Annotated in this window: 15 protein-coding genes; 13 read left to right on the plus strand and 2 right to left on the minus strand. The window is 40.6% G+C overall.

The genetic code is table 11. The features are described 5' to 3' along the window. Window positions 1-4 precede the first annotated feature (4 nt). Both MSC25_RS04345 and csrA read left to right on the plus strand, forming a co-directional pair. Window positions 5-1,222: an aspartate kinase gene (locus MSC25_RS04345; protein WP_024031600.1), complete on the plus strand. Its 1,218-nt coding sequence runs from the start codon at window positions 5-7 to the stop codon at window positions 1,220-1,222. Window positions 1,223-1,311: 89 nt separating this feature from the next. Next, window positions 1,312-1,503 (plus strand): carbon storage regulator CsrA, encoded by a 192-nt coding sequence (gene csrA, locus MSC25_RS04350; protein WP_004587515.1) that lies wholly within the window; start codon window positions 1,312-1,314, stop codon window positions 1,501-1,503. 284 nt (window positions 1,504-1,787) lie between these two features. Here csrA and MSC25_RS04355 read toward each other — a convergent pair whose 3' ends face one another. Next, the gene (locus tag MSC25_RS04355; protein ID WP_096739144.1) at window positions 1,788-3,023 is read right to left on the minus strand and encodes a TMEM143 family protein; all 1,236 of its coding nucleotides are present in this window, start codon (window positions 3,021-3,023) and stop codon (window positions 1,788-1,790) included. A 190-nt stretch (window positions 3,024-3,213) separates the two neighbouring features. Between MSC25_RS04355 and MSC25_RS04360 the strand changes: the two genes are divergently transcribed. The 4 genes from MSC25_RS04360 (at window position 3,214) to MSC25_RS04375 (ending at window position 9,344) form a co-directional block, all read left to right on the plus strand. After that, on the plus strand, window positions 3,214-3,798 hold the full coding sequence (locus MSC25_RS04360) for a VTT domain-containing protein (protein WP_096739145.1): 585 nt from the start codon (window positions 3,214-3,216) through the stop codon (window positions 3,796-3,798). 231 nt (window positions 3,799-4,029) lie between these two features. Then, window positions 4,030-4,935 carry a GGDEF domain-containing protein gene (locus tag MSC25_RS04365; RefSeq protein WP_096739146.1) on the plus strand — a complete coding sequence of 302 codons (906 nt, stop codon included), beginning with the start codon at window positions 4,030-4,032 and terminating at the stop codon, window positions 4,933-4,935. 153 nt (window positions 4,936-5,088) lie between these two features. Beyond that, entirely contained in the window at window positions 5,089-6,450 is a 1,362-nt protein-coding gene (locus MSC25_RS04370) for a DUF4397 domain-containing protein (protein ID WP_024033201.1), read from the plus strand. 176 nt (window positions 6,451-6,626) lie between these two features. Then, entirely contained in the window at window positions 6,627-9,344 is a 2,718-nt protein-coding gene (locus MSC25_RS04375) for a DUF2339 domain-containing protein (protein ID WP_096739147.1), read from the plus strand. Window positions 9,345-9,414: 70 nt separating this feature from the next. Here MSC25_RS04375 and MSC25_RS04380 read toward each other — a convergent pair whose 3' ends face one another. Next, window positions 9,415-12,855, minus strand: a complete 3,441-nt coding sequence (locus MSC25_RS04380; RefSeq protein WP_055252793.1) for a PAS-domain containing protein — start codon at window positions 12,853-12,855, stop codon at window positions 9,415-9,417. A gap of 392 nt (window positions 12,856-13,247) precedes the next feature. Here MSC25_RS04380 and MSC25_RS04385 point away from each other — a divergent pair, with 392 nt between their 5' ends. From MSC25_RS04385 to MSC25_RS04415, 7 genes are all read left to right on the plus strand, one after another. Then, window positions 13,248-13,511, plus strand: coding sequence for a DUF4212 domain-containing protein (locus tag MSC25_RS04385; RefSeq protein WP_004586074.1), 264 nt, complete (start codon window positions 13,248-13,250; stop codon window positions 13,509-13,511). Between the two features lie 10 nt (window positions 13,512-13,521). After that, a complete protein-coding gene (locus MSC25_RS04390) occupies window positions 13,522-15,246 on the plus strand; it encodes a sodium:solute symporter family protein (RefSeq protein WP_004586075.1) in 1,725 nt (574 codons plus the stop codon). Window positions 15,247-15,359: 113 nt separating this feature from the next. After that, window positions 15,360-17,198, plus strand: a complete 1,839-nt coding sequence (locus tag MSC25_RS04395) for a DUF294 nucleotidyltransferase-like domain-containing protein (protein WP_004586076.1) — start codon at window positions 15,360-15,362, stop codon at window positions 17,196-17,198. A 15-nt stretch (window positions 17,199-17,213) separates the two neighbouring features. Then, the gene (locus tag MSC25_RS04400) at window positions 17,214-17,837 is read left to right on the plus strand and encodes a 3'-5' exonuclease (RefSeq protein ID WP_248442752.1); all 624 of its coding nucleotides are present in this window, start codon (window positions 17,214-17,216) and stop codon (window positions 17,835-17,837) included. 58 nt (window positions 17,838-17,895) lie between these two features. After that, on the plus strand, window positions 17,896-18,588 hold the full coding sequence (locus tag MSC25_RS04405; RefSeq protein WP_029773917.1) for a hypothetical protein: 693 nt from the start codon (window positions 17,896-17,898) through the stop codon (window positions 18,586-18,588). A gap of 82 nt (window positions 18,589-18,670) precedes the next feature. Then, on the plus strand, window positions 18,671-19,399 hold the full coding sequence (locus tag MSC25_RS04410; RefSeq protein WP_248442753.1) for an SIMPL domain-containing protein: 729 nt from the start codon (window positions 18,671-18,673) through the stop codon (window positions 19,397-19,399). 79 nt (window positions 19,400-19,478) lie between these two features. Next, entirely contained in the window at window positions 19,479-20,141 is a 663-nt protein-coding gene (locus MSC25_RS04415) for a peroxiredoxin-like family protein (RefSeq protein WP_248442754.1), read from the plus strand. The last annotated feature ends 24 nt before the right edge of the window (window positions 20,142-20,165 follow it).

The raw sequence follows: 20,165 nt of genomic DNA on the forward strand, positions 1-20,165 counted from the left end.
TTACGTGGCACTTATTGTCCAAAAGTTTGGCGGCACTTCGGTTGGCTCTATTGAGCGAATAGAAGCGGTCGCCGACCTTGTTGTTAAAACTAAGCAGCAAGGTCATCAAGTGGTTGTGGTTCTTTCGGCCATGTCGGGAGAAACCAACCGCTTAATTAACCTCGCCAAGCAAATAGATACTCGCCCGAGTAGCCGAGAATTAGACGTACTTATTAGCACTGGAGAACAGGTTTCTGTTTCGCTCCTTGCTATGGCTATTATAAAACGTGGCCATTCGGCTGTAAGCCTACTAGCCGATCAGGTTAATATTCAAACCGATAACATGTTTGGTAAAGCCCGTATTGAAGAGGTTGCTGCGACGCGTTTAAAGCATGAGCTTGAGCATAATCGGGTTGCGATTATTGCCGGTTTTCAGGGGCGCGATGTAGAGGGCAATATTACAACCCTTGGACGCGGCGGCACCGATACCTCTGCGGTAGAGATAGCCGCGGCAATAAAAGCCGATGAATGTCAGATCTATACCGACGTTGATGGCGTATACACTACTGATCCTCGTGTAGAACCAAACGCACAGCGAATGCGCCATGTAACGTTTGCCGAAATGCTAGAGCTGGCAAGCTTAGGCGCAAAAGTATTGCATATTCGTGCTGTTGAGTCGGCTGGTAATCATAAAATGCCGCTAAGGGTGCTTTCGAGTTTTGAGCCCGATGAAGGAACGCTAATAAGTTTTGAGGAGAGCGATATGCCAACTAAGGTTGTGTCGGGGATTGCGTTTAATCGTGACGAATGCTTGATAAAGGTACATGGCGTACCATACTGTGTTCATTCTCTTACAAAAATTTTGAAACTTTTTGCAGAAAATGGCATCGAAATAGATATGATTAGTCAAGTTAATCATAACTTTGAAAAAATAGACTATGCTTTTACTGTGCATTCAAATGACTATTTGCAAGCACACGATTTACTAACTCAACAACAGGTAAATCTGCAGGCTGATAGCATTTCTAGTGATACAACAGTTGCAAAAGTGTCGGCTGTTGGCATAGGAATGAAGTCTCACAGTGGTGTAGCGCATCAATTTTTTGATGCATTGGCGCAAGAAGGCATACACATAGTTTTAGTATCGACGTCTGAAATCAAGGTATCGGTTTTAATTGACGAGAAGTATTTAGAACTAGCAGTAAGAGCGTTACACTCAGAATTTTTAACAGAAAATGGATAGTTTGGGAGTTTTTACTTACTTTTCAATCAATTTTTCATTAAAATGGTCAAGCGGAATCTTATAATTTATTGGAACATGGGAGCAAGAGAATGCTAATACTAACTCGTAGAGTAGGTGAAACCCTAATGATTGGTGACGAAGTAACTGTTACTGTATTAGGTGTTAAAGGAAATCAAGTTCGAATTGGTGTTAACGCACCTAAAGACGTTTCAGTGCATCGTGAAGAGATTTACATGCGTATACAAGCTGAAAAGTCTAACCCTAATCCGGGCAATGCTTAATCAACACGTATACTTAGCTGAGTAATGCACTTAGCTATACCAAAAGCCACTCACTGAGTGGCTTTTTTTTGTTCTTAGCTTGCTCTATTAAGTCAAGCTCTATTCAATGAATTTTGTATAGAAAGTATTTAATTTACAAGGTGATAGGCGAAAGTAACCTATCTCAGGCAATATATAAGCTATCATAAAATACAATATGCTAAAGCATAAATTAAAGTTAAGGTACTTTGAGTAAGATTAGCTAATCCCCGAATCTAAATCTAGCTAACCGCCTTAAAGGTTATTTAATTATATTGAAACAGGTTATCCCAGCGCTCATCCAAAATAGTTTTTGCATGATCTAAATTTATTGCACTATACAAATTGTTAGTGCAGGTTACTAAACGCATCCGAGTGAGCTTTTCAAGCGCATCGCTAATTTCAAAGTCGAGTTCGCATTTATACTTTGTTTTAAACCACGCCTCTATTTGCTCATCAAGCATTTGTGCGCTTAAGCCACTTTCTGATTTTAGTAAAAATGTATAGGCAAGCAGGGCTTCTTTTATGTCTTCTTCTTCGGCGGCGTCTATAAGGGTATGAAAAACACCGGCATTGTTATCTAGATTTTTAAAGTAGAGGTTATCGCTTAGCGCTTTCATAAACTTAATTTTACGGTTTTTAAATTTACTCCACTCTTTAAAAATAAAGCTGCCAAAAACTCCCATTCCAATAGCAAAGGTAATAAAGTGTTGTTGGGTCATTTCTACGGCCTCACTCCTAAAGCCACCCCAAAAAGCAAATAAAGCAAATAACAATAAAATAGATGCGCCAAGCTTAGTAATTAATACCACAGCACCGCCTACTAAAGCCGATGAGCCAATAATCACTTTATCAATAGGGCGCATACGTACTTCGCTATTCGGAAATAGCATTTCAAGGTCGGCTTTTGGGACATTTTGAAACAGCTTAACTATGGTCGAGCTTGGCTCAAACCCTAAAGGCGTTTTATTTTTAGCCTCAAAGTAGGCTTTATCTTTAAAGCGAATAAACACTGCAACGCGGTCGTAATTGGTAAAGTGCAGGGGCTTTTTACGCAAGCCCCAAAAGCTGGTTATGGTTTCAGTGAGTTGTGATTCGCCACGGCGGTAAAAAACCACTTCTTCAAAGTCGTCAAACTCTACCTCAAGGCGTACTTTAAATAGTGACTCTTCGTTGAGTGCATCTTGCAGGTCTTGATGGGTGATCACTTCAAAGTTAGCTGCATTAAGTACCTTAGCAAAATCTTTAGCAAATTCGCGTTGGCACTGCGCTTTTTGATCAGCTGATACTGGCGCTAAAGATCGCGTATCGCTATTGGGATCAAAGGGCGCGTAGTTATTTTTGAGCGACTCAAGTGTTGAATGGTAATCGTAATGGATAAGGCTTGCTAATAAATCGCAAAATTGTTTAAACGATGTTTGCTCTAAGTTGTTTGTGAGCTCAGCGCTGCACATATCAACAATATCTTGTTTTCTAAAGGGAATAAAACGTGCACTTTGCATAAATTTTAACTGCTTTGGTAGGTATTTAACTGCATGGGCACATAATAAAATATTCTTATAAATATTGCTAATTTGTTAACGGTTATGTGGGAGGTAAATCTTTAACTTTTTTCAGCGTGTATTAACGTAAATATGTAAGAATTAACCCATTGAGCAACGGCTTATCATCACAAGCAAAAAAAGGATTTACATGGCTATTCAAAAAAAACTAAAAGAAAAAACACGGCACTTTATAGATTCTAAACATATGCTAACAGGCATTACCGTAGCGTCGTTTTTAGAATCTACAATAGTCCCTATTCCGCTTGAGGCAGTGCTTGTTCCGCTTATGCAAGCGCGTCGTGAGAAGCTGTGGTTAATCGCCCTTATGGCGACATTAGGCTGTATTATTGGTGCTTTATTTGGTTATGCACTGGGTTATTATTTATTTGACGCGATAGGTGACTGGGTTATTGAAATGTTTTCGAGCCAAGAGCAGTTTGAAAATGTAAAGCAGCAAATGCAAAATCAAGGGTTTTGGTTTGTAATGACGCTGGGAATTGTGCCTATTCCGTTTCAGATTGCGATGCTCGCTGCAGGCGCTACAAAGTACTCTATAGCTTTGTTTTTATTAGCTTCTGGTATTGCTCGTTCAATTCGCTATTTTGGATTAGCAATAGTGGTGTATTACGCAGGTAATAAAGCTGAACAAATAATCAGTAAACATAAAACTAAAGCGATGATTGCTATTACTATTTTAGTATTGGCATTGTGGGGCCTTAGCACTCTAATATAGTTTTATGCTTGGTTGGTATAGGTAAGTAAGCTGCTCAGCGCGACTAAAACTGTGAAGGCACTAATGCAAATATGGGTTTGTAGCTTTGCATTGTATTTGTGTCTGCTTTGCTCAACCCTTTTTATTCAAGGTGGTGAAATAACCCAGAAAGTACAGGGTAAGGTAACCTTTTATAACGGTTTTTTCTGGTGTGCTATAGTTTGTTAATAACGCACTAAAAAGCGCCACCCTATGATTGAAACTGTACAACTTACCGTTAGGCTGTCTAACTTTTATAAAATGAGTTGGATAAACAAGGCGGTAAGTATAGCGTTACTGCTCTACATTATTGTTTTCTCACTTTATGCTTTAAATACTTTCCCCCCTTTAGATGTGCAAAATAACGTGTACGGTTTTACTACCGACTTTTGCAATCTCATCGTGCTCGTATTTTTATTTTGGATAGTGCAATGCTCTGAGCTTTCAAAACAAGCGTACGTGTTTTCTACATTGGGTTTATTGCTATGGAGTATGGGCACAACGGCCGATGTAATAGATGAATTAGTTGTGCAGCCCTATTGGATGAGTGTTTATTTTGAAGACTTATGCAGAACCATGGGAATGCTTTTTACCGCCTATGGGTTATTTAAGACCATGCGTTTTGTACAAAGTATACATAACCGTTTAGCGCACGAGTTGATAACGGACGATCTTACACAAGTACATAATAGACGCTATTTTTATCGGCATGTTAAAACTGCCCCTAGTACGCCTTACGTTATTTTAATTATAGATATTGATCATTTTAAGGCTATTAATGATGAGTTTGGACACGATGAAGGTGACTTAGTGCTACAGCAGCTAGCCACTAAATATAATCGTGTGTTTGTTAATAACGCTAAATTTGCGCGCCTCGGTGGTGAGGAATTTGGTGGCTATTTACCCACCAGCAATATAAGCCAAGCGGCTGAATTTTGTGGGCAACTAATAGACATTGCACACAATATTAAAGTTAAACAGGTCAAACAGCTTACCGTAAGTATTGGTATGGCGCTGCAAAGCGCTAACGAGCCCCTCGACAAGGTAATGAAGCGGGCAGACATGGCTTTATACGTTGCTAAAAATAATGGCCGAGATCAATATAAAATAGCCCCTTAAGCTTTCTACGCAAATATCCTTATTATTTGCACATTTATTACACTTTTAAACGTTTTCGTAAAGAACTGTCAGCGAGGGTAATACTTTGTAAACTATGAAATTAAAATGCAGCAAAGAAGTCATAATAGTGATTTTAATAATAAGGAAACTTTAATGACCAACTCTCTGTTGAAAGCTGCTTTACCTCTAAGTTTAATGTCTATTTTAGTTGGTTGTGGCGGCAGCGACGGCTCAAGTGATACAGGCTACGTACAATTATATAACGGCTCATATAACAGCCCATATACGCGTTTATTTGTAGACGAAACTGAGCGCTCAGGCACTGATTTTGCTGATGTAACCACGCGTCATAATTACAGCACCGGCACTTACGATTTAAGCTTTGAATACTTAGATGCAAACGACAGCTACATTACAATTAGCGAACAAGAAGTATCAATCAAAGGTGACAAAACCGAACTAATTGTAATGAGCGGTAACTTTGACGAACCTACGTTCACAGAGCTAAGCGTGCCCATTTCAAGTGATACAGATGAGTTTAACTTAGGTTTTTACAATATCACCAGTGAAGACACTAGCTACGATATTTACCTAGCAACCGATGATGGCGTATTTGAAAGTGCTGAACTATTTACATCAACACAGTATTTAAGTGAACTAGATTTACAAACCCTTGATGAGGGTTACTACACAATTTATATCACTGAGGCAGGTAGCACTGATGTAGTGTATGAGTCGGAGTCGGTTTATTTTTACGATGAAGAAAGCTACGTAGCCATGATCCGCCCAAGCTATGCAACAGAAGAAAACGGTATCACGCTCGATATTGTGACTGACAATAACTATGTTACAGCGCTAAAGCACCAATCAGCGTTAGGCCAATTGCGCTTTATAAATACCGTTGACGATTACTCGCCAGTTAGCTTTAGCACGACCCGTGGCACCACAGTTAACGATACCAATACGGTAGCAAGCGATACCTACACCGATTACGTTGAGCTTTCGCCAAATAGTTACAGCGTTGCAATGTACGACGAAGAGGGCACTAAGCTTGCCGATAACTTTTTAATGACCCTAGAGCGCGAGCAAAGTGCGGTAGGCGTTTTTTACAACGATGTCGATAATGGTTTACGCATGATGAGTGTTGAGGAAAACCTAACACCTAGCAGCTACAGCCATACTATTTCGGTTGTTAACCTAATTGAAAGCTACGCAGGGCAAACAGTAAGCGAAGTTGACGTGTACTTTACCTTAAATGGTGAAACTGTTGATGACGCCACCAATGTAATTGATGGCTTAGATAGATACGATCAAGAAGAAATTGATGTAGATGATGAAGCTTACACTGTGTATGCCGTATACGAAGATAACGGCCAACAAATAGTGTTAATTCAACAAAGCGATATAGATTTTACCGAAGAAGGTAACTATATCTTAATTTTAGAGCACGATGAGACAACCAGTTCAGGCTTTAAAATGAGTGTAACGCGCACAATTACAGACAGCGTAGAATAAGCAACTTGTAACACGTTCTAGAAAGTAAAAGCCCTAAGCTTTATTGTTTGGGGCTTTTTTTTGCCTAGCTGTAGCGTGATTTTGTTTACATTAAATAAACCCATATATAAGCAGATTGCTATAACTTTTAAAAATTTTAGGTACACTCATAACATAATAAATAAAAAGAGCGTGCCATGGATGAGTTTTTAGGAATAGTGGGTTTATTTGCATTTGCAATAATGGCCGGTGCTATTTGCGGTATTGTCGCAATTGCACAACTTAGTAATTTAAAGCAAGAAATTGCTCAATTAAAAGCAAAAGTACTCAGCTTAGAATTAGCTAACAACGCACAAAGCCACGATGAAGACGCCGTTAAAAGCACCGATAAAAGCGCCGCTTGCTCCACAGCTGAACATGCGTACACGGCTCAAGCAAATAGCAATGAGGCGACTTTTAATCAAGTTAGTCCTAATCAATCCAATCAGCCAAGTCAGCCTCGTGGGCAGGTAAAAACGCCAGCTTCAGCAATAAAGCCACCCGCTAATGCTACTGCCAGTAAACATAAGCAAGACAGTAAAAATCTCAAACCCACACTTTTTACTTCTTTTTTTGAAAAACTGCGTAGCGACTTTGAACAAAACTGGATGACCTGGATAGGCGCAATCGCATTGGCGTTAGGCGGTATATTTTTAGCAAAGTACAGTTTAGAAGCCGGGTTGCTCTCTCCTGCAATGCGATTAACCCTAGGCGGTTTATTTGGTGGTGGCTTAATTGCAGCCGCAGCTTATATGCATTACAAAAATAGTGTATTTGAAGGGTTTAATAACTATATACCTGCAGCGCTTGCCAGTGGGGGTTTTATTACGTGCTTTGCACTGACCTTATTAGCGTATAGCAGCTATAACATGATCAGCCCTTTAACAGCATTTGTTGTCCTTGGGGTTATTGCCATAAGTGCGAGCGCTATGGCAATAATGCTTGGCCCAGTATTAGCCGTACTAGGTATTATTGGTGCTTATTGTGTCCCCGTGCTGATTAATACCGGCAGCAATAATTTATTTGCGTTTTATATGTACATTGGGTTTGTGAGCTTATCTGCTGCGCTGGTCGCGTATAAAGTACAGCGTGCATGGCTGTGGTATTTACTTTGGGCGGGGCATTTGAGCTGGTATGTTGTTGGCTTTACTTTAGCTAACAGCAGCACCATTTGGCTTATGGGCATGTATGGGCTATTAAGTGTTATTGGTTTAATTGCCGTGCCACGCTTGGGGTCAAAACTTGCGGTGGTTGAAACTCGCCCACATAGTTTAAAGCGCCTAATAAACGCACTCCCTAGTAACCCTTTAATGCTTGCCTGTATTGTCCCTTTGTTACTGGCAATGCTTTTTGATAGTAATAACTACTTACAGTGGCAAATAATAAATGCGTTAAGCATATTAACATTGCTGTTTTTAGTGCTTAAAAATAGCCGCTGGGATTTATGGCAAGGGGTGGCGATGCTAATAGCTGTACTCTGGCTATTAAGCACGCCTTCTTATTATGCTGATTATTCTGACTCGCTATTTATATTTAGGCACCAATATGGTGGCGCTATATTTTTAGGGTTAGCGCTCAGCGTATATGGGCTTTATTTTGGTATAAAGTGGCAACCTAAACGATTGGCTTTTCACATTACTGCCTCGTTTAGCGTATTTATAATGATTGCAACCTTATACGCTATAATCCCAAACCATGCGTTGGCCACAGCCTATCCATTGTGGGCAGTGATACTACTTACAAGTAGCGCCATTTTAATTAAGTGTGCAATAGGTGGCGCAACGCTTTTTCAGCGCTTTACATATTGGGTGGGGGCAAATGCCAACATCACGCTTGCTATTACTATGTTATTAAATGACAGCGGGCTAACCATTGCACTGGCTATTCAAGTTTTACTTATTAGCGTGTTAATAAACCGCTATAGGGTGCCTATGCCACATTGGCCTATTAAAGCGCTGGTGGCTGCATTACTACTTCGCCTTACATTGTCACCGTGGACCCCAAGTTACGAGGCGCTTAGTGTATTGGGTGTGCACTGGAGCTTAGTCGTTTATCCTTTGTGTGTGGTGTTATTTTACACTGCAGCCAAATGCTTTAACGCATCGCAGTTAAAAGTTTGGCTTGAAGGCGCAGCGCTGCATTGCTTGGCGTTATTTATTACCACCGAAACCAGCTATCAACTGGTAGGACACTATCCGCAGTTTGATTCTTTGAGCTTTTACGAACAAGCTTTACTCACCTGTAATTGGCTTGCACTGGGTTGTGTATATTTACACCGTGCTCGTATTGCCGGTAGCTTAGCTAAATTATACCAAGTGGCAGGCATAGCATTAGCAGGTGCTGCGGGTGTTACTGCACTGAGCACCTTACTAAACGCTAATCCATTTTTAAGCTCTATTTATATTGGCGAATATTTTGTATTTAATTGGCTATTTTTGCTTTGGTTAGTGCCTGCGGGTCTCGTGTTTTGGCTTTATACGTTAATTAAACCGCTGTATACAAAAGCTGCGTCATTTATACTCACAGTAGCGGGTGTATTGAGTGTGTTGGCAATTAATGGCTTTATACGCCAATACTGGCAAGGCCCTTATATTTACTTATCAACAGGTGCAAGCAACGCAGAGCTTTATAGCTACTCGGTTATTTGGCTTGTGTTAGGGGCTATTACTGTGGTGCTAGGGCATTTAAAAAATCAGCTATTAATCCAAAAGATAGGGTTAGGATTATTGGCAGCCGTTATTTTAAAAGTATTCTTAGTGGACATGGCTAATTTAACGGGGCTTTTAAAAGCGCTGTCGTTTATTGGCTTAGGCTTGTCGTTAGTGGGGCTTAGTTGGTTATTTCAAAAGCTTAGAAGCCTCGTAAAACAAGCATAATCGTAGCTATAAGCTATAAACCAAAGCCCAGCAATTTGTTGGGCTTTGGTTTTACACTGTTGAGCAGAGCCTAAGTACTGTGATTAAGTAGTGCTTTTAGCTTACCTGGCTTAATAGGCTTACTTAAATAATGAATATTAGCCGCTTTAGTTTCTTGTTTAAGCTCGGTGTCGCGTACGGCGGTTATAAGTATGGCGGGCACTTCGCTTTGCCATGTATCACGCAGTGTTTTTATAAGCGAAATACCATCGCAATCATTACCTAATTGGTAATCCATTAAAATTACATCGGGCGCTGCGTGCTGTTTAGCGTGCGCGAGTACTTTATTTACATCGTCAAACAAGGTGTAATTGGCTTGCCACTTTTTAAGTAAACTGGCCATTGCTGCTAGGTTTTCGGGGTCATCGTCTACCGCGACTATGTTAATCGCGGCGCGGTTTTCTACTAAGCTGCTGGCCGTTGCTTTTTGTTGTACAAACTGCGCATCTCCATAGGGTACTTCAATACTAAAGCGGCTGCCTTTACCGGGCTCTGAGTGCACATCAAGCTCTAAGCTAAGTAAATCGGCCATACGTTTTACAACGCCAAGCCCTAAACCAACGCCTTTGTTATCACCGGCTTCTATACGGTAAAAGTCGTTGAATATTTTAGCTTGTTCTATTTGGCTAATACCTGGACCGGTGTCCCATACTTCTATACGTAAATTATGTTTACGGTTTCTGCATGCTATTAATACTCGCCCTGTTTCGGTGTATTTAACCGCATTAGACACCAAGTTTTGTATAATTCGGCGCAAGTAGGTGATGTCGCTATGCACAATTTGTGCGTTTGAACGCACGGTTAGTTTTAAGCCTTTATCGCTTGATAAAATAGCGTACTCGCTTTGCAGTGGCATAAGTATATCGTTTATACAAAAGTGCCGAGGGGTTGGGGTCATTGCGCCTTGCTCTAACTTGGCAATTTCTAGTAAGGCCGACATTAAATGCACGGTTGAGTCTAAACTGTGGCCAAGCTTATTAAAACTATTTTGGTTAGTTGTATCAAGCTGCTTTTCATCAATGGCGGCAAGGTATAAACGCGCCGCGTTAAGAGGCTGTAAAATATCGTGGCTTGCCAGTGCTAAAAATCGCGTTTTACTGTCGTTGGCTTGCTCTGCTTCGCGCTTGGCTAAAGTAAGTGCTTGCTCTGTTTTTACTCGGCTATCTATTTGTGCTTGTAAGTCTTTATTAATGGTTTGCACTTCTTGGGTTCGCGCTTCAATGCGGTTTTCAAGATCCATGTTAATTTCTTCAAGCGCATTTTGCGTACTTATATGGTTTGTAATGTCTGAAAAACTCGTTACAAAGCCGCCATCGGGTAGGGGGTTACCTATCATTTCGTACACTTGGCCGTTTCTGCGGTGGCGAATAAAGTGATGCGAGCTACCATTTTTTAAATGCTGAACGCGTTTTTCTACTTGGCGCTCTATTTCGCCTGGGCCACATTCACCGCGTACTGCGTTGTACCTTATTATATCTTCAATGGGTTGCCCCACTTCTAAAAAGCCGTCAGGGTAGCCAAACATTTGGCTGTAGCGCTTATTCCATGCTACCAGTTTTAAATCTTTATCGACCACCGAAATACCATGGCTTAAGTTTTCGAGCGAGGTATACAAAAGGTTTTGGTTAAACTGCAATGCTTGTGTGGTTTCGTCAAAAAAGTTAACCACCTCTTCAAAGGCCATACGTTTACCCGATGAAACCGTACGTATTAGCGCCTGCGCCGAAGACGCCCCTAATACCCCAGTTAACGCACGCTCGCAGTAGGCTATAAATTCGGGCTCGGGGTGGGCATTATTGTCACTTAGCTGGTGCGAAAGTGAAAAGTGCGCCAGTACTTGTTGGCTACGCTGAATACCTAAAAAGGTTTGCAGTAGTATTTTAAAGTCGTAAACCGTGGCTTTAACATTTTTGTTTAAGCGGCGCGATAAAATAGCCTGATCTTTAGGGTTAACAAATGCGGCGGCCTGAATTTTATCTATCAAGCGCTCTTCTGCCCCTAACGAAAAGCTAATATAACAGCCAATGTTAGCAAATAAGGCAATCAGAGTGCCGCGTGTAATAAGGGTTTGCTGAAGCTCGCTATCAAGAGCGCTACCGGCATCTAAAATTGGCATCATTAAAAATAATACCCAACAAATAAAACCCGCTAATAGCCCCGCATATACACCATAAGCATGGCCTTTTCGCCAGTAAAGCCCGCCCACAATAGCTGGGAGCAGCTGCGTTACTAACGAAAATGCCACCAGCCCCATACTGGCCAGCGCACTACCATGGCCAAACCATTGCTGATAAAAATAAGCCAATATAAGTATGCCGGCTATGGTAAAACGCCTAACTAACAAAATTTGCGATTTATAACTGCTGGTAATTAAGTTGCGCTTAAATTTACGGCGTAGCATAAGCGGCAGCACTACATCGTTAGAGATCATGGTGCTAAGCGTAAGTGTGGCCACCACTATCATAGCGGTGGCTGCAGAAAGCCCGCCAATAAATACAAAGGTACTTAAAAAAGCTTGGTCGTGAATAAGCGGTAGCGCTAATACAAAGCTGTCGGGTGAAAAACTGCTACCAATACTTGGGTGAATTGCGGCAGTAGCAATAGGAATTATCATCGCGGCGGTGAGTAATAAATACAGCGGAAAAGCCCAGCGAGCAGTAAATAAATGGCGTTTGTCTTGGTTATCTACCACGGTGACATGAAATTGTCGTGGTAAACAAATTATGGCCGCGGCAGCCATAAGTGACTGGCCAATAAAGTTAAAACTAAAAAAGTTAAAGTTGCCCCAGTGTTGCCAAATCGACTCTGTGACTTTGTCGCCGCTAAGGGTGGGTAAATTAAATAAGGTGTACAAGGCTAAGCCAGCGACGGCAATAAGCGCAATGAGCTTTATCATTGACTCAAAGGCGACTGCTAGCATAAGCCCAGAGCGGTACTCGGTAACATCTACCTTACGGGTACCAAAAAATATTGCAAACAGCGCCATAATTAACGTGGCGGTGAGGGTAAGCATTTCGCCAGATATTTGATTGCTGTTTTGCAAAAGCAAAAAGCTGGTACTGAGTGCTTTTAACTGCAGCGCAATATAGGGAATGGTAGCAAGTAGGGCAATAACAGTGACCAGTATTGCACTGGTTTGACGTTTACCATAGCGGGCAGAAATAAAATCGGCAATGGTAGTAATGTTTTGTTTTTTACTTACTAATACCAGCTTGCGTAAAAAGCCTTGGCCAAAAAAGAACAACAATGAAGGGCCCAATAAAATGGGTAAATAGCTCCAACTACTGGTGGCGGCGGTACCAACCGAACCATAGTACGTCCACGAGGTACAATAAATCCCTAACGATAATGAATACACAAAAGGATGATGGCTAATCCGTTTAGCAAGTGGTGTTGTTTTATCGCCCCAATTAGCAAGCCAAAACAGCACCCCAATATAGCCTAATGCTACAAAAATCAGTACAGCAGTCATGTTGTTATTAAACCTTATTATTTATACCCACACACAATAACAGAGATAACTTTAAGTGTGCGTGCACAATTTTATGCAAAATATTAACGTTGTTTTTATTGTGTTGATTTTAAATGATTATTTATATTGTTGATGATTTATTAGACTAATGTCGCATTTTTACACAAAGCCACTTAAATTTTGCCATTAACGCGCTTTGTTAAAAGCTAACTTACTGAAAATTATGTGTAATTGTGTTTTTAAATACAATTGCATTTGCAGTTTACGTAAACGTTAATGGTCTGTTACGACTATGGTCTCACTTCACTCTTCACGCCGCGTTGCTAAATTAATAACCGACTATAAAAAAACCACTCATTGCAATTATGCAATGCTTAAAGGGGAAAATAAAAATGGCTTTTAAAGATGAAGAACAAGCAAAAGCTTATTGGGCAGAAAACATTTCACTACTGTTTAAGTTACTAGCAGTGTGGTTTGTGGTCTCATTTGGCTTTGGCATATTACTGGTAGATGTACTGAATGAAGTACGTTTTTTTGGGTTTAAACTTGGCTTCTGGTTTTCACAACAGGGCGCTATTTACACCTTTGTAGCTTTGATTTTTGTTTACGTTTTCAAAATGAACACGTTAGATAAAAAATACGGCGTAGACGAATAGGAGCTAGGTAATGGATGTTCAAACACTCACATTTATAATTGTTGGTTTAAGTTTTGCGCTTTATATCGGCATTGCAATTTGGGCGCGTGCAGGCTCTACAAATGAGTTTTACGTGGCAGGGGGCGGCGTACCTCCGCTTGCCAATGGTATGGCAACCGCAGCCGATTGGATGAGCGCAGCGTCGTTTATTTCAATGGCGGGTATTATTTCGTTTGCAGGTTACGATGGCGGTGTTTACTTAATGGGGTGGACTGGCGGCTATGTATTACTCGCTATGTGTTTAGCGCCTTACTTACGTAAATTTGGCAAATTCACTGTACCTGACTTTATAGGCGATCGTTACTACTCACAAACAGCACGTGTTGTTGCTATTTTGTGTGCCATCTTTATTTGTTTTACTTATATTGCTGGACAAATGCGTGGCGTAGGCGTGGTATTTTCGCGCTTTTTAGAAGTAGAAATTGAAACCGGTGTTTACATTGGAATGGTGATTGTATTCTTTTATGCGGTACTTGGCGGCATGAAAGGCATTACCTACACGCAAGTAGCGCAGTACTGTGTGCTTGTGTTTGCCTACCTTGTGCCCGCTATCTTTATTTCAATGATGATGACAGGCCACTTCTTCCCGCAAACCGGCTTTGGTGCCACATTGAGTGATGGCTCAGGCATGTATGTACTTGATAAGCTAGACGGGTTAAGCGCAGAGCTGGGCTTTGCACAATACACCGAAGGCTCTAAAAGCATGATTGACGTATTTGCTATTACCGGCGCGTTAATGGTGGGTACTGCTGGTTTACCGCATGTAATTGTTCGCTTTTTCACTGTACCTCGCGTTAAAGATACCCGTATTTCAGCAGCGTGGACACTGGTATTTATTGCCATTGTTTACACTACTGCACCGGCGGTTGCCTCGTTTGCACGCGTAAACATGATTGACACCATTAACGGTAAAGATGGTAGCGGTACAGAGTACGCTCAAGCACCAGCGTGGATCAAAAACTGGGAACGCACGGGTTTAATTACCTTTAATGATAAAAACGGCGACGGCAAAATGTTTTACACCGCCGGCAAGGTAGAAGACCCAACAAGCGCAAACGAAGTAAAAGTAGACCGCGATATTATGGTACTGGCTAACCCTGAAATTGCTGATTTACCAGCATGGGTAATCGCATTAGTAGCGGCCGGTGGTATTGCTGCTGCGCTTTCAACCACAGCGGGGTTATTGCTGGTTATTTCAACATCAGTGTCGCACGATTTACTTAAACGAACCCTCAAACCCGACATAAGCGATAAACAAGAGCTACTAGCTGCACGGTTAGCCGCGATGATTGCCATTGTTATATCGGCTTACTTTGGGATTAACCCGCCAGGGTTTGTTGCATCGGTGGTCGCCTTTGCCTTTGGTTTAGCGGCGGCGAGTTTCTTCCCGGCAATTATTATGGGAATATTCTCTAAAACAATGAATAAAGAAGGCGCAATTGCTGGCATGGTGACCGGTATAGGCTTTACCGCTGCGTATATTATCTTCTTTAAATTTGTAAGCCCTGAGCTTAATAGTCCAGAAAATTGGTTCTTAGGTATTTCGCCCGAAGGAATTGGCTTAGTGGGGATGATAATAAACTTTGTGGTTGCTGCAACCGTACTTAAATTAACAAAATCGACACCGCTTGAAATACAACAAATGGTGGAAGGTATTCGTAATCCTAAAGGGTCAGGTGAAGCACACGCACATTAATGCGCTAAGCCTACTTAAAAATAAAGCACCAAAAGCCCGACTTTAGTCGGGCTTTTTATTTGTTCAAATAATGAGTACATTAGGTTTTGTGTATACTTTTTAAGAGTACAGCAATGAGTGTAGAGCAGCAGGAAGTTGCCCAGTTTGTGTGTATGCAGGCGCCATTTAGCATGCTACATGACAGTGCGTGTGAGTATTTTGTAAGCCATATTGATAGTGTTTATTTAACCCGAGAAAACCAAGCGCAGTGGCTGCAAACGCAAACCCCAAAGCTTTTTTTAATTCGCTCCGGTTTATACGACCTAGTGGATGCAAAAGGTGATGTAGTGAAGCGTTTAGCGCAGGGGGATTACTTTGGTTATCCTTCTTTGTTAACCGGAGAGGCGATTCAAAATAGGTTACAGGTACAAAAAGAGGGCATAGTGTATATGCTTGCGCAAACGCATTTTGATTTTTTACGTCATCAATACAAACCGTTTGAGCAGTATTTTGTACGCGCGCACGCCAATCGTTTACTTTCATCACATTATAAAAGTAAAAACGATAGCTGGTCTGAGCGCAGAATATCTGAGCTGATGACCCGCACCGCCATAACCTTAGCCCCCGATGCCAGTATTAGGCAAACCGCTAAAAAAATGAAAAAACACGGTGTATCGTCAATTATGATCACCGAACACGCCATTTTAGTTGGCGTAGTGACCGACCGCGATTTACGCAACCGTGTGCTGGCCGATGAAGTCGATCCACAAGATGCGGTTAGCAGCATAATGAGTGCAAAGCCTAAATTTATATTTGAAAACAATCGGGTGTTTTCTGCTTTGCATTTAATGCTTAAATACAATATTCATCATTTACCTGTACTTGATGAAAACCATAAGCCTTTGGGTATGCTTACCAGTACCGATTTACTGCGCCAGCAAAAAAGTGACCCTGTGCAGCTTATTGGCCGTATTTATAAAGCTCACAGCATTGCCGATTTAAAACGTTATGCAGGCGAAATCCCTGAGTTACTGCGTAGTTTTTCGTACAACATAGAAGACATATCGCTAATTGGTAAATTGCTCAGCGGCTTAACCGATGCACTTACTTCGCGTCTTATTCATTTATTTCAAGAAGAAAATGGCGCAGCCCCCACCAGTTTTTGCTTTATATGTTTTGGCTCGCAAGCACGCGAAGAGCAAACCCTACATTCAGATCAAGACAACGGCTTATTACTCCCAGATGACTTAAGCGAGCAACACCAAGCTTACTTTAAACACATGGGGGAGTTTGTATGTGAGCAGTTAGTAGAATGTGGCATTAGGCGTTGCCCAGGGAATATTATGGCCAGCAGCGATGAGTGCAGAATGAGTGTAAGCCAGTGGTGCGAGCGCTTTTTTAAATGGATAAAAAGCCCAACGCCTAGCGCCATGCTTAACTGCAAAATATTTTTTGATTTGCGCTTTATAGAAGGCTCCAATGCCCTATACAGCGGCTTTTGTGAGCAGTTAAACAGAATATCGCGCGATGAGTTATTTTATGCTGCTATGGCAACCGATATAAGAGCCAGCTCAGTGCCTATTGGCTTGTTTAATAAACTTAAAACGCAAAAAAATGATAATAATCATAAATACATTGATTTAAAAAAACGCGGTGTGGTGATCATTAACGACATAGTGCGTTTATATGCGTTAAAAGCAGGCATAAAACGCGCCAATACCCAAGAGCGCTTAGATGCTTTACTTAAGCATTCACTGCTAAATAAAGACGATATTTATAATTTAAAAGATTGCTGGCGATTTTTAACTCAGTTGCGTTTTAGTACGCAAATAAACGAAGAAGGTTTGCCAAGTAACTGCATAAACCCCGATAAATTAAGTTCATTAGAGCGTCATCAGCTTAAAGAGGCTTTTTATTTAGTAAAACAAGCGCAGCAAGCCGCGGCGTTTAAATTTGCCCGTGGCAGTTTGTAATAAGAGGTAAGCGCTGTGGTAAAAAAATGGCTCAGTAGGTATATAAAAAGGCGTAATTTATTAAGTCAAAATGCGTTAACGCAACGCTATTTAGTGATTGATTTAGAGCTTACTGGGCTTGATGTAAACCAGCATGAAATTGTCTCAGTAGCCTGGGTAAAAATAGATAACCAATGTATAAAAATGAGTGAGTCTCAGCATTTAATTAATAAAAACGTTAAACGCTTAGACCAAAGCCCTGTTTTTCACGGCATTATTGACGACACCGTTGCTAAAGGACAAAGCCTGCACACTATATTAACGCAGCTAAGCCGTGATTTTAGTGACCATATTTTGGTTTTTCATAACGCCATACTGGATTGGGGGTTTTTAAAAGCAGCCCTTAAAAACGCTAATATAAGTGCACAACCTAAGTTGATACTCGACACCCTCCACATAGAAAAAAAGCGCCTTATTTGCCAAGGTGCAGAAATAAAACAAGATGATTTAACCCTAAGTGCGTGTCGCAAACGTTATGAGTTACCAAGCTATCATTGCCATAACGCACTTACAGACGCACAGGCCACCGCCGAATTATTGCTAGCCCAGTGCTACCAAATAAACCGTGGGAAAGAGTTGCAGTTGAGGTCAATAATTTAACAAAGCTACAGCATTTACTAATTATTTTGTTAAGATAAGAATTTTAAAAGGATTTATTATGGTAATTGAAGCCGCCAGTAAGTATTACAACCAGTTAAACAATGACCTTAAAGCAGTTAAAAAGTACATTCACAATAATTTTGGTGTGTTTCTTACTATTCTTTACTTACTGGGTAGTTTATCAGGCGTTGTGTATCTTTACGTTTTACTTAATAACTTCTCGGTTGATATATTCAATTTCATTGAAATAAGTGACTTTTTACTGGCACTGATTTCAAATTTTTTACTTATTACTCTTTATACTACGATCATCGTTTTAACAGCTATTTATTTAAATTGGCGCTCAGGACACATGCCAGATCCTAGTAAAACAACCGTGTTAAAAAAACTTTATTATGGCTTTGGTTACCCGTTCTATTTATTAAAACCTAGTTACTCATTAATGTTATTTTTAGCACTTATAATATCTACATACCCTACTATGTTGGCGCATTCACACAGTAAAGATATAATAAATGAAAGAACAATGAATTATCACTTGTCATTAAATTATCCAATTGCTCAGAGTAAAGTAACTCAACTTCAAAATGTTCAAATAGTAGCCTCAACAATGCGGAATTTATTTGTTTATGATAATAAACAAGATGAGTTACTTATTATTTCACAAGAAAATATTTCAGCTTTGATACCTAATCTACACCAAGAAAAAACGATTAAGCCAAAGTCGAAAGCTGCATCAAGCACACAGTAATTAAACATTCGCTGAAACACGATTGGCTGCTATTTATTAGTATGGACGCATAACCAAGCATGGCACTTATTCAGGACAAATTATGAAACTCATTACCACTATTCTTCTAACCTTATTCCCTGTGATCGCTTGTGCTAATTCAAGCTTACCTGCCAATCGTCATATCTCAGTGCAAGGCACTGCTGAGGTATTAGTTGAGCCTGACATGGCTAAAATACTATTTAAGGTGAATAGTGTTAAAAATGAGCCGAATGCCGCCAATAACGCGCTTGAGAATAAAGTGAAGTTATTAATAGATGGGCTCAATCAATTTGAAATAAGCGCCGATGACGTAGTTGCCTCAAACGTTAAAATTGAAAAAACAGGAATGGATTATATTGAAACAGGGCATCAGGCCCTTAGCGAATACGCAGCGATAAGAACGTTTGAAGTAACGCTAAACAGTATTGAGCGTGTGAGCGATTTAACCGATTTTTTATTGAACCAAGAAGTAAATGCGATTCAAAATATTGCGTTTTTATCTTCAAAATTTGAGCAATTACAAGCGCAAGCCACACAGTTAGCAATTGAAGATGCAAAAATAAAAGCGGATTTACTTGCTGATTCATTCAATGCAAAAGTAGGTGAAGTACGCACTATTCGCTCAACTAAAAACAACTATGACAGTGGTTTTAGTACAGCCATAACCAAGATGCGCAGGGCGCAGCAAGATGATAATTCTTTTCCTCAAATACGTAGTAACGATTTACAGGCAACAATAAGCTTTAAATCATCCATAAATGTGGTGTTTGATTTAGATATAACTGATTAAATTAATAATTTCATTTCAAATACATGTTCGTACTGTAAGCTAGCTTTATGTTTTTGATTAATTTGAAGGTAGCAATACTATGAGCGATAAAAGCAACACGTTAAAAGCACAAACCGAGGCAAAAGTAGCAGCAGGGCGAAAAGGTAATCCTGATTTTATGAAAGGCGTTGATGAAACCATTGCTCAGGCAAAAGCGTTTCAAGAAGGGGCTAATGCACTTAATTTAGATCAAAATGCCCCACGCTTTGAACTGCCGAACCAACACGCTGAGCAAGTTTTATTAGATGAGCTACTTGCAAAAGGACCTGTGGTTATAACTTTTTATCGTGGTAGTTGGTGCCCTTATTGTAATTTACAGCTAAAAGCATTGCAGTCACGCCTAGCTGAAATTCACGCATTAGGCGCACAGCTGGTGGCTATTAGCCCGCAAGCGCCCGATGGCTCAATGAGCGAAAACGACATACGTAATATGGATTTTGTCGTGCTGAGTGACCAAAATGCAGATGTAGCAGCAAGCTATGGCGTAGCGTGGCAAGTACCTGCATTTTTATTAGATCATATGCGCGAAGACCGCGGCCTTGATTTAGAGTCGCTTAATAACGGCAACGGCAGTATTTTACCTATCCCTGCCACGTTTGTTTTAGATAGCGAAGGTAAAGTGACGTGGCGCTATGTTGATGTTGATTACCGCACCCGCTCAGAACCACAAGATATAATTAATGCTTTAAAAGCACTACAGTAAGCAATAACGCAAGCTCGCTTTATG

Origin of the sequence: Pseudoalteromonas sp. 1CM17D (genome assembly GCF_023161805.1) — a bacterium.
Lineage (GTDB): Bacteria > Pseudomonadota > Gammaproteobacteria > Enterobacterales > Alteromonadaceae > Pseudoalteromonas > Pseudoalteromonas atlantica.

What these genes read in the sequence shown, in the direction of transcription:
- csrA (WP_004587515.1), top strand. Translation starts at nt 1,312, where the DNA reads ATGCTAATACTAACTCGTAGAGTAGGTGAAACCCTAATGATTGGTGAC.
- MSC25_RS04405 (WP_029773917.1), top strand. Translation starts at nt 17,896, where the DNA reads ATGGTAATTGAAGCCGCCAGTAAGTATTACAACCAGTTAAACAATGAC.
- MSC25_RS04390 (WP_004586075.1), top strand. Translation starts at nt 13,522, where the DNA reads ATGGATGTTCAAACACTCACATTTATAATTGTTGGTTTAAGTTTTGCG.
- MSC25_RS04395 (WP_004586076.1), top strand. Translation starts at nt 15,360, where the DNA reads ATGAGTGTAGAGCAGCAGGAAGTTGCCCAGTTTGTGTGTATGCAGGCG.
- MSC25_RS04415 (WP_248442754.1), top strand. Translation starts at nt 19,479, where the DNA reads ATGAGCGATAAAAGCAACACGTTAAAAGCACAAACCGAGGCAAAAGTA.
- MSC25_RS04385 (WP_004586074.1), top strand. Translation starts at nt 13,248, where the DNA reads ATGGCTTTTAAAGATGAAGAACAAGCAAAAGCTTATTGGGCAGAAAAC.
- MSC25_RS04365 (WP_096739146.1), top strand. Translation starts at nt 4,030, where the DNA reads ATGATTGAAACTGTACAACTTACCGTTAGGCTGTCTAACTTTTATAAA.
- MSC25_RS04380 (WP_055252793.1), bottom strand. Translation starts at nt 12,855, where the DNA reads ATGACTGCTGTACTGATTTTTGTAGCATTAGGCTATATTGGGGTGCTG.
- MSC25_RS04370 (WP_024033201.1), top strand. Translation starts at nt 5,089, where the DNA reads ATGACCAACTCTCTGTTGAAAGCTGCTTTACCTCTAAGTTTAATGTCT.
- MSC25_RS04355 (WP_096739144.1), bottom strand. Translation starts at nt 3,023, where the DNA reads ATGCAAAGTGCACGTTTTATTCCCTTTAGAAAACAAGATATTGTTGAT.
- MSC25_RS04375 (WP_096739147.1), top strand. Translation starts at nt 6,627, where the DNA reads ATGGATGAGTTTTTAGGAATAGTGGGTTTATTTGCATTTGCAATAATG.
- MSC25_RS04360 (WP_096739145.1), top strand. Translation starts at nt 3,214, where the DNA reads ATGGCTATTCAAAAAAAACTAAAAGAAAAAACACGGCACTTTATAGAT.
- MSC25_RS04410 (WP_248442753.1), top strand. Translation starts at nt 18,671, where the DNA reads ATGAAACTCATTACCACTATTCTTCTAACCTTATTCCCTGTGATCGCT.